Origin of the sequence: Streptomyces sp. NPDC014006 (assembly GCF_043088925.1) — a bacterium.
Taxonomy (GTDB): Bacteria; Actinomycetota; Actinomycetes; order Streptomycetales; family Streptomycetaceae; genus Streptomyces.
This window is the reverse complement of the sequence record NZ_JBICAJ010000007.1, coordinates 146,113-158,293: the sequence shown is the minus strand read 5'-3', so window position 1 is coordinate 158,293 and position 12,181 is coordinate 146,113. Positions and strand designations below refer to the sequence as shown.

At 71.0% G+C, this 12,181-nt stretch carries 9 protein-coding genes; 7 read left to right on the top strand and 2 right to left on the bottom strand.

Annotated features, from left to right (window positions below; all coding sequences use genetic code 11):
* The first annotated feature begins 14 nt into the window (after positions 1-14).
* The 7 genes from ACF1GV_RS24090 (at position 15) to ACF1GV_RS24060 (ending at position 9,951) form a co-directional block, all read left to right on the top strand.
* Positions 15-851, top strand: a complete 837-nt coding sequence (locus tag ACF1GV_RS24090; RefSeq protein ID WP_391684383.1) for a polysaccharide deacetylase family protein — start codon at positions 15-17, stop codon at positions 849-851.
* A gap of 75 nt (positions 852-926) precedes the next feature.
* Positions 927-2,039: a GNAT family N-acetyltransferase gene (locus ACF1GV_RS24085; RefSeq protein WP_391684381.1), complete on the top strand. Its 1,113-nt coding sequence runs from the start codon at positions 927-929 to the stop codon at positions 2,037-2,039.
* Between the two features lie 41 nt (positions 2,040-2,080).
* Positions 2,081-3,160 (top strand): cellulase family glycosylhydrolase, encoded by a 1,080-nt coding sequence (locus ACF1GV_RS24080; protein ID WP_391684378.1) that lies wholly within the window; start codon positions 2,081-2,083, stop codon positions 3,158-3,160.
* 101 nt (positions 3,161-3,261) lie between these two features.
* Positions 3,262-5,070 (top strand): ABC-F family ATP-binding cassette domain-containing protein, encoded by a 1,809-nt coding sequence (locus ACF1GV_RS24075; RefSeq protein WP_391684376.1) that lies wholly within the window; start codon positions 3,262-3,264, stop codon positions 5,068-5,070.
* A 229-nt stretch (positions 5,071-5,299) separates the two neighbouring features.
* Complete coding sequence (locus tag ACF1GV_RS24070; RefSeq protein ID WP_391684374.1) at positions 5,300-7,105, top strand: PQQ-binding-like beta-propeller repeat protein; 1,806 nt, start codon at positions 5,300-5,302, stop codon at positions 7,103-7,105.
* Positions 7,106-7,205: 100 nt separating this feature from the next.
* Positions 7,206-9,134, top strand: a complete 1,929-nt coding sequence (locus ACF1GV_RS24065; protein WP_391684371.1) for a PQQ-binding-like beta-propeller repeat protein — start codon at positions 7,206-7,208, stop codon at positions 9,132-9,134.
* A gap of 136 nt (positions 9,135-9,270) precedes the next feature.
* A complete protein-coding gene (locus ACF1GV_RS24060) occupies positions 9,271-9,951 on the top strand; it encodes a LuxR C-terminal-related transcriptional regulator (protein ID WP_391684368.1) in 681 nt (226 codons plus the stop codon).
* Positions 9,952-10,069: 118 nt separating this feature from the next.
* Here the strand turns inward: ACF1GV_RS24060 and ACF1GV_RS24055 are convergent, their stop codons facing one another.
* Together ACF1GV_RS24055 and ACF1GV_RS24050 are read right to left on the bottom strand one after the other, a co-directional pair.
* Complete coding sequence (locus ACF1GV_RS24055) at positions 10,070-10,393, bottom strand: hypothetical protein (RefSeq protein ID WP_391684366.1); 324 nt, start codon at positions 10,391-10,393, stop codon at positions 10,070-10,072.
* 29 nt (positions 10,394-10,422) lie between these two features.
* Complete coding sequence (locus ACF1GV_RS24050; RefSeq protein WP_363263351.1) at positions 10,423-12,111, bottom strand: sodium:solute symporter family protein; 1,689 nt, start codon at positions 12,109-12,111, stop codon at positions 10,423-10,425.
* Positions 12,112-12,181 lie beyond the last annotated feature (70 nt).

The window sequence follows — 12,181 nt, the reverse complement described above, 5'->3', positions numbered from 1 at the left end:
GAAGGAGCACCGGCATGATCCGCATTCCCATCCTCAACTACCACTGCGTCGCGGACTACCCCGCGCCCTGGATCGCCGAGTACACGGTGACCCCCGGCGACTTCGAGAGGCATCTCGACGCGATCGCCGACGGCGGCCGGACCGTGGTGCCGGTCGCACGCCTCGCCGACGCCTCCCGCGGCCGCCGTGCCCTGCCCCGCAACCCCGTCGTCATCACCTTCGACGACGGCTTCGCCGACTTCGCGGACGTCGCCGTCCCCGCCCTGGCCGCGCGTGGCCTGCCGTGCACGTTCTTCGCGGCCACCGGCTCCCTGGAGGGCCGGCGCCGACGCGAGACCGTCTTCCCGCCGCATCCGATGGTCAGCTGGAGCAGGCTGCCCGAGCTGGAGGAACAGGGGGTGGAGATCGGGTCGCACTCCCACACCCACCGGGACCTCGATCTGGCCGACCCCCGGGTCGCGGCGGACGAGGTGGTGCACAGCAAGGAACTCCTCGAGGACGCCCTCGGACATGAGATCCGCTCCTTCGCCTACCCGTACGGTCACTTCACCCCGCGTCTTCGCCGGGAGGTCGCCGCGTGCGGATACGACTCGGCCTGCGCGGTGCGCGGCAGGCTGAGCCGCGTCGGGGACGACGTCTACGCCCTCGCCCGGCTGCCGCTGCTCGCGTCGACCACCGTCGAGGAGGTGAGCGCCTGGATGACCGGTCGCGGCGCGCGGGTCGCCTCGACACGGCCGGACACCCTCGGCATTCGCACCGACCGGCTGTACCGGCGCGTTCTGCGGATGCCGGTCCTGCCGGAGGACGCCCTCGCCGACCTGCCCGAGGACGCCCTCGCCGCCCACCACTAGCGCCGCCCCGGCGGGGACCGGCCCCGAGCGCCGGCCGCCCGGCCAGGGAGAACGACACGGAGAAGGACGTGCGTCATGGACGTCAGCGTGCACCACCCCGACGAACTGACCGTCGCGGACCGCGCGGCCTGGACGGCGCTGCAGTCGGCGGCGCAGCCCGGCGGCCGGCCCCAGATGGCGAACCCCTTCCTCTCGCCCGAGTTCACCCTGGCGGTCGGCCGCTGCAAGCGCGGGGTGCGTGTCGCCGTGGTCCGGGAGAAGGGCCCGTCCGGTGAGCCGGTGGCGTTCTTCCCGTACCAGCGCTATCCCGCCGGGCTGGGCCGCGCGGTCGCCTTCGGCATGTCCGACTGCCAGGGGCTCGTCCACCGGCCCGGTTTCCAGTGGGACGCGGACGAACTGCTGGCGGCCTGCGGCCTCACCCTGTGGGAATTCGACCATCTCACGGTCGGGCAGCATCCGTTCGAGCAGTCGGCCACGGGAAGCTTCGCCTCGCCCGTGATCGATGTGGCGGAGGGCTGGGACGCCTACCTGGCCCGGTTGCGCGCGAAGTCACCGACGTTCACCGGGACCACTCTGGCCAAGGAGCGCAAGCTCGGGCGGCACCACACCGACGTGCGCTATGTCCACGACGAGCGCGACCCGGCCGTCCTGCGTACGCTGATGGAGTGGAAGTCGGCGCAGTACCACCGCACGGGTCTCGCCGACCGCTTCGCGCGTCCCTGGATCACCCAGCTCGTGCAGCAGTTGTTCCAGACCCGCTCCGAGCCGTTCGCGGGCATCCTGTCCGTGCTTTACGCCGACGGAAGGCCGATCGCCGCGCACTTCGGGCTGCGCACCGAAAGGGTACTGGCCGTGTGGTTCCCCGCGTACGACCCGGCGTTCGCGAAGTACTCCCCGGGCCTGATCCACATGATGCACATGGTGCAGGCCGCGGCGCGGGACGGAATCGCGTACCTGGATCTGGGACGGGGCGACAGCCGGTACAAGGACTCCTTCAAAACGGATGAACTGAGGGTCTCGGAAGGAGTGGTGAGCCGCCGCCATCCCGTCGCCCTGGTCCTCGGGAAGAGCCATGCCCCGGTGCGGGCGCTGGCGGACGTCGTCTCCTCGCACGCGGAAGTGCTCGGGCGGGCCAACCGGCTGCTGAGGAGCGTGGGCATGCCCCGCGGGCCGGGAAAAACACCGTAATGCCGACGGCCCGGGCTTGCCGGCACGGCCTCGTGGCCTTCGTGACGGCGCTGATCATCTGCGCGGTCACGGCTCTGCTGCCCACGGCCTGTACAAGAGACGACCACAGGCCCCTGCGGCTCGGCATCGCGTACGGTCACCGCCTCATCGGGCTGTCCGACAAAGACCTGGGCGACGCCCTCGACGAGGCCGTCGACGTGGGGGCCCGCTGGGTCCGGGCCGACCTGCCGTGGGGGGACGTACAGCCCAGCTCACCGGATCAGTACCGATGGAGCCGGTTCGACCGTGTCGTCGCCGCGGCCGGCAAACGCCACCTCAGCCTGCTGCCCATCCTCGCCTACACACCGCCCTGGGCGCGGCAGCCGGGGTGCACCAGCGACAAATGCCGGCCTGCCGACCCCGCGGCGTTCGCGGCCTTCGCCGCGGCGGCCGCGGCACGCTACGCACCGTCCGGCATCCACACCTGGGAGATCTGGAACGAGCCGAACACAGGCGACTTCTGGAAGCCCCGGCCCGCCCCGGCCGCCTACACCATGCTGCTGCGGGCGACGAGCCGGGCGCTGCGGCACGAGGACCCCTCGGCGCAGGTGATCCTCGGCGGGCTCGCCGCGGCGCATTCGCAGGGCGGGAGCCTCTCACCGGCCGACTTCCTCGCGGCCGTGTCGGCCCGCGGCGGCAACCGGCTCGTCGACGCCGTCGGCTACCACCCGTACACCTACCCCTACCTCGCGAGCGACAGGACCCCGTGGGGAACCCCATGGGAGGACATCTCCGGCCTGGAGAGCGTGCTGTCCGCGCACGGCACACCCGGCATGCCCGTGTGGATCACCGAGTACGGAGCGCCCACCGACGGTCCCGGCCCCGCGTCGGACGGGCGGGCGGGGACGATCGACGAGACGACGCATGTGACCGAGCAGCGGCAGGCCGCGATCGCGGCGGACGCGGTGCGCACCGCTGCCGCCACCCCGCGCGTGCAGGCACTGTTCTGGTACTCCGACCGCGACCTCGGCACCGACCCGTCCTCGAGGGAGAACTTCTTCGGACTGCTCCGGGCCGACGGCAGTGCGAAGCCCGCTCTCGGCGCCTTCCGCCGGGCCATCGCCGCGCTCGAGCGGAAGTGATCGCCGCCGGCGCTCCGGCAAGGCCCTGAGCTGCGACGCTCCGGTCACCGACGCGCGCGCATTACGCTGGGAGGCTGATCCATCCCCCGGGCAGGAGTGAAATGGCCGTCAACCTGGTCAATGTCGAGAACGTCACAAAGGTGTACGGCACCCGTGCCCTGCTGGACGGTGTGTCGCTCGGCGTGTCCGAGGGGGACCGGATCGGCGTCGTCGGCCGCAACGGCGACGGGAAGACCACCCTGATCCGGATGCTCGCCAGGCTGGAGGAGGCCGACACCGGCCGCGTCACCCACTCCGGCGGCCTGCGCATCGGCGTGCTCACGCAGCACGACTCCCTCGACCCGGAGGCGACCGTCCGGCACGAGGTCATCGGCGACATGGCCGACCACGAGTGGGCCGGCAACGCCAAGGTCAGGGACGTGCTGACCGGACTGTTCGGCGGGCTGGACCTGCCCGGCTTCCCCAAGGGCCTCGACACCGTCATCGGACCGCTCTCCGGTGGCGAGCGGCGCCGTATCGCGCTGGCCAAGCTGCTCATCGAGGAGCAGGACCTGCTCGTCCTGGACGAGCCCACCAACCACCTCGACGTCGAGGGCATCGCCTGGCTGGCCCGGCATCTGCAGAACCGGCGCTCGGCGCTGGTGTGCGTCACGCACGACCGCTGGTTCCTCGACCAGGTCTGCACCCGGATGTGGGACGTGCAGCGCGGCGCCGTCTACGAGTACGAGGGCGGCTACTCCGACTACGTCTTCGCGCGGGCCGAGCGTGAGCGCATCGCCGCGACCGAGGAGGCCAAGCGGCAGAACCTGGTCCGCAAGGAGCTGGCCTGGCTGCGGCGCGGCGCGCCCGCACGCACGTCCAAGCCGCGTTTCCGGGTCGAGGCCGCCAACGAGCTGATCCAGGACGTGCCGCCGCCCCGCGACAGCAGCGAACTGATGAAGTTCGCCTCCTCCCGGCTCGGCAAGACCGTCTTCGACCTGGAGGACGTGACCGTCCAGGCCGGTCCCAAGGTGCTGCTCAAGCACGTCACCTGGCAGCTCGGCCCCGGCGACCGCATCGGCCTCGTCGGCGTCAACGGCGCCGGGAAGACCTCGCTGCTGCGCGCGATGGCCGACGCCGCCCGCACCGGCGGCGAGGCGCAGCCGGCCGGTGGCCGGGTCGCCGTCGGCCGGACCGTCAAGCTCGCCTACCTGTCCCAGGAGGTCGCCGAGCTGAATCCGAACACGCGGGTCCTGGAAGCCGTCCAGGAGATCCGCGAGCGCGTGGACCTCGGCAAGGGCCGCGAGATGACCGCCGGTCAGCTGTGCGAGACGTTCGGCTTCGGCAAGGAGAAGCAGTGGACTCCCGTCGGTGACCTCTCCGGTGGTGAGCGGCGCCGGCTGCAGCTGCTGCGGCTGCTGATGGACGAGCCCAACGTCCTCTTCCTCGACGAGCCCACCAACGACCTCGACATCGAGACCCTCACCCAGCTCGAGGACCTCCTCGACGGCTGGCCCGGCTCGATGATCGTCATCTCCCACGACCGGTTCTTCGTCGAGCGCACCACCGACCGCGTCTTCGCCCTGCTCGGCGACGGCGCCCTCAGAATGCTGCCGCGCGGCATCGACGAGTACCTGGAGCGGCGCCGGCGTATGGAGGAGGCGGTCGCCGCGCAGGTCACCGCGGCGGCGCCCAAGCCGGCCGGGACGGAGAAGAGCGCCGCCGACCAGCGCGTCGCGAAGAAGGAACTGCAGAAGATCGAGCGGCAGCTGGACAAGGTGTCCGAGCGGGAGACCAAGCTGCACGCCCAGATCGCCGAGAACGCCACGGACTTCGCGAAGGTGGCGGAACTCGACGCCGAACTGCGGGAGCTGGCCGGCCAGCGCGAGGAGCTGGAGCTGCGCTGGCTGGAACTGGCCGAGGACGCCTGACCGTTCGGCGCATGCGCCCCGCGCGCACGTCACGTGAAGGGGGCGTGAAGGCGCGTAACGAGGGCATCACGAGCCGGTCCTCCGTTGGGTACAGGCTCGGGCGCACACCGGTGGACGGTCGGCGGCGGGTGATAGAAAGGGCCGTCTGAGAACTGTCTGTCGAACGACTCTGGGTCCATCGCGTACCTCAGGGCGTGGGTGAAAATCAGTGAGGTAGGGGGAGACGCTGATGACTCAGCCGCCCAATCAGCCGCCGCCGGGCGGGTTCGGACCGCCGCAGGACCAGCCGCCGCAGCCCGGTGGCGGGTTCGGCGCTCCGCAGAGCCCGCCGCCCGGCGCACCGCAGACGCCGCCGCCTCCGCAGACCCCGCCGGCCGGCGCCCCGCAGCCGGGGTACGGCTACCCGCAGCAGCCCGGGCCCTACGGCCAGCCGAGCGGCCCGTACGCGGCTCCCAACACCCCGCCGGGGCCCGGTCCTTACGGCCAGCAGCCGGGACCGTACGGCCCGCCGCAGCAGCCCGGCCCCTACGGCCAGCCGCAGCCCGGCTACGGCTACCCGCAGCAGCCGCAGTTCCCCGGTGCGCCCGGCACTCCGCCGCCGCCCGGATCCCCCGGTGGTCGGAACCCGTTCAAGGGCAGGCCGCTCGCCGTCGTCGGCGCCGCCGTCGCCGCGCTGCTCGTCATCGGCGGCACGGTGTGGGCGGTCAGCGGCGACGGCGAGCCGAAGAAGAAGCCGGTCGCCCAGCAGAGCGACGACCCCAAGCCGACCGGATCCGAGAGCCCCACGGGCGACCGCGGCGGCGACGGCCCCGAGGACCTCAACGCCGGCCGCCAGCCCGGCGAGGCGAAGGTGCTGTGGTACCAGACGGCACCCGACGCGCCCAAGGGCGGCGCGGAGGCCCCCGGCCTGTGGATCACCGACAAGGTCACCGTCAAGGCCGCCTACAAGCAGGTCTTCGGCTACAACATCAGCGACGGCAAGCCCGCCTGGACCCCCATCACCTTCGCGTCGAAGATCTGCGCGGCCACTCGTGAGAAGACGGCCGACAACAAGATCGTCGTCGCGTACATGGACGGCACCAGCGAGCGCGCCAAGTGCAACCAGCTCCAGGAGATCGACCTCGCCACCGGCCAGAAGGGCTGGACCGGCTCGGTCGACGACGGCGCCCTGTTCGACAGCGCCCTCAACGTCGAGCTGACGATCGCCGGTGACACGCTGATGATCGGCCGCTCCCAGTCCGGCGTGGCCCTCGACGTGCACAGCGGCCACAAGCTGTTCGACAAGAAGCGCTACGGCTCCGCCTGCTTCCCCTCCGCCTTCGCCGGCAGCACGGCCAAGCTGGTCCAGGTCGCCAGCTGCGGCGCCATGACGTCCAACGAGCACGAGGAGCTCCAGGGCCTCAACCCCAAGACGGGGGCGGTGCTGTGGACCCAGCCGCTGGAGAAGGGCTGGGAGGTCAAGAAGGTCTTCTCGATGGACCCGCTGGTCGTCTACCTCACCAATGAGGACAAGAAGGTCTGGGACATGGTGGTCCTGCAGGCCGACGGCAAGCTGCGCACCCATGTCAACGTCAACGAGAAGTTCGACTTCCAGTGCGGCTGGAGCATCTTCCAGCGCGACCTGCAGGGCTGCCTCGGCACCGCCGCCGGCGGCGACACGCTGTACCTGCCCACCGACGCCACCACCGGCGCCAACGAGGTCGTCGCCATCAGCCTCGCCAACGGCAAGGAGAAGTGGCGCGTGAAGTCCCCGGCCGACGAGTCGATGCTGCCGATGCGCGTCGACGGCAACCAGCTCGTCGCCTACGTCCAGCCGTCGTACGACGCGGGCGGCCAGGTGGTGTCCGTGCCGACGGCGGGCACCGCGCACCAGCCGGCCACACTGCTGCAGATGCCCGCGTCCACCGCGGAGATCGAGAACGGCTTCTTCTCCAAGACCTACGACTGGGTCGACGGACGCTTCTACATCGCGACCACCCGGCTGGGCGGCGGCGATGACGCGAAGGAGAAGCTGATGCTCGCCTTCGGCAAGTGAGCCCGCAGCGGGGCCCGTCGCCGGGCCCCGCTGTCGTGTGCGCTTCTCTCCCAGTCCGCCCAGCCGACGACCAGGTCGTCCGACCCGAGGTACCCACGTCATGACCCAGCCGCCCCCGCCCCCGAACCAGCCCCCGCAGCAGGGAGGTGGCTTCGGCCCGCCGCAGGACCAGCAGCCCGCGCAGCCCCCGCAGCAGCAGGGCGGTTACGGCACGCCGCAGCCCGCCCAGCCGCCGGCCGCCCCACCGACCCCGCCGCAGACTCCGCCCGCCGCGCCGCAGACCCCCCCGGGTCCGGCCGCGGCGCCGAGCCTGAACAAGCCCCCGCAGCCGGCCCCCGGTTACGGCTACCCGCAGCAGCCGCAGGCCGCCGCGCCCACGCCCCCGGCTCCGCAGACGCCCCCGCCGCCGATGCCGGGTCAGCAGCCCGCGCCCGGTTACGGCTACCCGCAGCCCGGCCTGCCCCCGACGCCGCCCCAGCCGCAGCCCGGCTACGGCTACCCGGGCGGGCCGCAGACGCCGTACGGGCAGCAGCCCGGGTACGCCTACCCGCCGCAGACGGCGCCCCAGCCGCAGACCGCGCCGTCGTCCGGCGGCGGGCGCAAGGTCAACCCGCAGGTGGCGATCATCGTCGCCGCCGTCGTCGCGTGCGCGCTGATCATCGGCAGCGGTGTCTGGTACTCCCACTCCAAGGGCGGCAAGGACGAGACCGCCAGCTCCGCCGGTCCCACCGGCGGCGGCAAGGGCGGCGACACGCCCTCTGGCGGTGGCGGCAGCGAGAAGGTGCCGGACAACCCCGCCTCCCAGGTGCTGTTCCAGGTGCCCATGCCGCCGGTCACCGACGACAGCAGCGTCAGCGTGAACGGCTCCTGGCTCACCGACAAGGTGTACGCCAAGACCGGCGTCGCCGAGATCGTCGGCTACGACCCGGCCAAGGGCACCAAGCAGTGGTCGATCCCGCTTCCCGGCCCGGTGTGCACGGCCAGCAAGTACGCCTCCGCCGACGGCAAGGCGGCCGTCGTGTTCGAGCCCGCGATGCCGACCAAGGACAAGCCGTCCCACGGCTGCAGCCAGGTCGCCGGGATCGACCTGACGACCGGCAAGAAGCTGTGGACGCAGACCGCCAAGAACGGCGACGACCTGGCCACGTTCGACAACGTCACCCTCAGCGGCGGCACCGTCGCCGCGGGCGGCCTGGACGGCGGCGCCGCCTGGGACGCCACCTCCGGCAAGTCCCTGTGGGCCCCGAAGGCGGCCGACACCTGCGAGGACGCCGGGTACGGCGGCGGGGAGAAGCTCGTCGCGGTGCGCAAGTGCGGGTCGTACGACAACCCGGTGGTGCACATCCAGACCATCGACCCGAAGTCCGGGAAGGTGTTCTCCGACTACAAGATGTCCACGGGCATCGAAGACGCGGCCATCGTCTCCAGCAACCCGCTCGTCGTCGGCGCCGACGTCGGTGACACCGGCAACGGCAGCGGGGTGTCCGACATCTTCTCCATCGACAACGCCACCGGGCAGCTGAAGGCGCACATCTCCCTGTCCGGCGACGGATACACGGAGACCTGCGACACCCTCGACGAGGTGGAGAACTGCCACGGCCTGGTGGCCGGCAACGGCAAGCTGTACGTCTCCACCGCGGAGCACGAGGGCACCGGCGACCACGGCCGGACCAACGAGATCGTCGCCTTCGACCTGGCCACCGGCAAGCAGACCGGCCAGCGCGCCGACGCCGGCGACGGCTACACCTACACCCCGCTGCGCATGGACGGCTCCAACCTCATCGCGTACAAGCGGCCGCCGTACGACAAGGGCGGGCAGGTCGTCAGCATCGGGGGCGCCGGCTTCAAGGCGACGACGCTCCTGGAGAACCCGGCGACACGGTCGGTGCGGGACGTGGAGACCAGCATGCTCCCGGACCACGCGGAGATCATCTTCGCCGGTGGCCGGCTGTACATGGCGGACACCTTCGCCCGCAAGCCGATGGCGGGTGAGCGGGAGTACCTGGCGATCGGGTTCGGCACGCGGTGACGTCCGCCTGATCCGCGCGGTGTGGCCCCGCCCCTGTTCAGGGGGCGGGGCCACTTTTCGTCGCGTAGGGGGCGCGCGACGTCGTACAAGCGTGTAGCTTCCGGGAGCAATGGATCCGGGGGGCTGGGGGGTTCTCTTGGGAGTGCGGCTGATGGTGGTCGACGATCACCGACTGCACGCCGAGGCGCTGGCCTCGGCGCTGAAGCTGCGGGGGCACCGGGTGCTCGCCGCGACGGCGCCCGTCGCGGGAGCGGCGGAACTGGTGATCTCGCGGGCGCCGGAGGTGTGCCTGCTGGGAACGGCGGCGCCTGCGCAACCGGGGGTGTTCGACCCCGTGGCGCGCATCCGGCGGGAGCGGCCGCAGGTGGCCGTGCTGGTACTGGGCCCGGTGCCGAGCCCGCGCGGCATCGCGGCCGCGTTCGCGGCGGGGGCGTGCGGCTATGTACGGCACGACGAGCGGATCGAGGGCGTCGAGCGGGCCATCACGAAGGCGCGGACGGGGGAGGCGGCGGTGGCACCGGCCCTGCTGCAGCAGGCGTTCGCCGAACTGCTCAACCCCGCGGCCCAGCCGGACGACGAGGGCCAACGCCTGCTGTCGATCCTCACGCCGCGGGAAGTGGAGGTCCTGGTCCGGGTCGCGGACGGCGAGGACACGAGGGTGATCGCGGCGGGCATGGGCATCGCCCCGTCCACGGCCCGCACGCATGTGCAACGGGTCCTGATGAAGCTGGGGGTGGGCTCACGTCTCGAGGCGGCGGCCCTGGCGGCGCGGACGGGGCTGCTGGAGCGTGCGGCACCCGTCGAAACCGAGGGCTGACAGCCGACGGCACGGCAGCCCGCCGAGGGGCGCGGGGCTCTGCCTGATATGCGGCTTTGCCGCGTGGGCGCGACCGGCCACGACGAACCGGCACCAACGCACCCGCGCCCCAGCGGCGTTACTCCGCGGACTCGTCCGGCGTCGGAGGCGCCACAGGCCTCAGCTTCAGCCAGACCAGGAAGAACACCCCCAGGGCCAGCATCCCCAGCCCGGTCCAGAGGTTGATGTTCACCCCCTGCGCCTTGTCGATCGCCGCGTCGGAGTCCGTCAGCCCCGTGATCGTGACGATGACGCCGTACAGCACGAACAGCCCGCCGATGATCCGCCGGATGTCGAACAGCCGTGCCGCCGTAGCCGACTGCCCCTGCAGTTCGGTGACTTCACGCTGGACGTCCCGCTCGGAGTACTCACGGTGCTCGCGGTGGCCGGAATTCTCAGTCATGGTCTCTCACACTCCTTACGAGCAGGCCCTCAGAACGAGAACGGGATGTAGCAGACGGCGGCCAGTACGATGGCGCCCCAGCCCAGCAGCGCAGGCCGGCGGTACCACGCGTCGTCCCCGGCGGCGGGCGGCTCGGCCATTCCCGGGGACCGGGTGCCGTAGACCAGACCCTGGAGTTCCTCGGCCGGCTTGGGCTTGGTGAACAGGGTCACCGCCACCATCACCACCCCGCCCGCCACGAAGCCCGCGATCGCGGAGACGAAGTTGGCGCCCTGGTCGGAGGGGATGTCGATGACGCCCTGCTTGTAGATCCAGAAGTAGTTCAGCATCGCGACCGTCGTGCCGGCGATCAAACCCCAGAAGCCGGACTTGACCGACGCCCGCTTCCAGAACATGCCGATGATGAAGACGACGAACATGGGCACGTTGAAGAAGGAGAACAGCGTCTGCAGGTACGCCATGATGTTCGAGAACGACGAGGCGAGGAACGCCGTACCGATCGAGGCGAACACGCCGATCGCGGTGATGAGCCGGCCGAAGCGCACGTAGTAGGAGTCCTCGCGGTCCGTCACCACGTACTTGGCCCAGATGTCGGTGGTGAACACCGTGTTGAAGGACGACACGTTGGCCGCCATGCCGGCCATGAACGCGGCCAGCAGACCGGTGACCGCGATGCCGAGGACACCGTTGGGCAGCAACTGCTCCATCAGGTACGGGATGGCGTCGTTGTACTGCAGGTCCGAGCCGGACGTGCCGATCTTCGGCACGAGGACGGCGGCGACCAGGCCCGGGATCATCACCAGGAAGACGATGAAGATCTTCGGGAACGCGGCGATCAGCGGCGTGCGCTGGGCCGCCGAGAGGTTCTTCGCGGACAGGGCGCGCTGCACCTCGGCGAAGTTCGTCGTCCAGTAGCCGAAGGAGAGCACGAAGCCGAGGCCGAGCACGATCGTCAGCCAGTTGGCGCCCAGCGGGTTGGCGTGGCCGATGCCGGTGCCGCCCCAGGAGGTGAGGAAGTCACCGCCGTGGCTCTTGGTCAGGGAGTCGGACAGGCCGTCCCAGCCGCCGACCTTCCGCAGGCTGAGCACGGTGATCGGGATGAGGGCCGCGAGGATCACGAAGAACTGCAGCACCTCGTTGTAGATCGCCGAGGACAGGCCGCCGAGGGTGATGTAGGCGAGCACGAAGAAGCCGGCGACAACGATCGCCACCCACTGCGGCCAGCCGAGCAGGGCCTCGACGACGATCGCGAGGGCGTACAGGTTGACGCCGGCGATCAGGATGGCCGCGAGGGCGAACAGGATCGAACTCAGCAGATGGGCCCACTTGTCGAACCGCAGCAGCAGGAACTCGGGGACCGAGCGGACCTTGCTGCCGTAGTAGAAGGGCATCATCACCAGGCCGAGGAAGACCATGGCCGGGATGGCGCCGATCCAGTACCAGTGGGTGGTGTACACGCCGTACTGCGCGCTGTTGGCCGCCATGCCGAGGATCTCGGTGGCGCCGAGGTTGGCCGCGATGAACGCCAGTCCCGTCACCCACGCGGGCAGTGAGCGCCCGGACAGGAAGAAGTCGAGGCTCGTCTTCACCGACCGGCGGGCGGCGAAGCCGATGCCCAGCACGACCAGGAAGTAGATCGCGAGGATCGTGTAGTCGAGCCAGTTCGTGGGGAGCCGTAGCTCGGCGGCCAGATATGTGGCGGTTGTGGGGGTCTGCATTAAGCACTCGCTTCGTTGCGCGAACTGATCCTCAGCGGAACCTACGCGTCCGCGTTTAGAAAATGAACAC

Bases quoted from the DNA above. Each gene is read 5' to 3' on its own strand.
- ACF1GV_RS24065 (WP_391684371.1), top strand. From the start codon at position 7,206: ATGACCCAGCCGCCCCCGCCCCCGAACCAGCCCCCGCAGCAGGGAGGT.
- ACF1GV_RS24070 (WP_391684374.1), top strand. From the start codon at position 5,300: ATGACTCAGCCGCCCAATCAGCCGCCGCCGGGCGGGTTCGGACCGCCG.
- ACF1GV_RS24090 (WP_391684383.1), top strand. From the start codon at position 15: ATGATCCGCATTCCCATCCTCAACTACCACTGCGTCGCGGACTACCCC.
- ACF1GV_RS24055 (WP_391684366.1), bottom strand. From the start codon at position 10,393: ATGACTGAGAATTCCGGCCACCGCGAGCACCGTGAGTACTCCGAGCGG.
- ACF1GV_RS24085 (WP_391684381.1), top strand. From the start codon at position 927: ATGGACGTCAGCGTGCACCACCCCGACGAACTGACCGTCGCGGACCGC.
- ACF1GV_RS24075 (WP_391684376.1), top strand. From the start codon at position 3,262: ATGGCCGTCAACCTGGTCAATGTCGAGAACGTCACAAAGGTGTACGGC.
- ACF1GV_RS24050 (WP_363263351.1), bottom strand. From the start codon at position 12,111: ATGCAGACCCCCACAACCGCCACATATCTGGCCGCCGAGCTACGGCTC.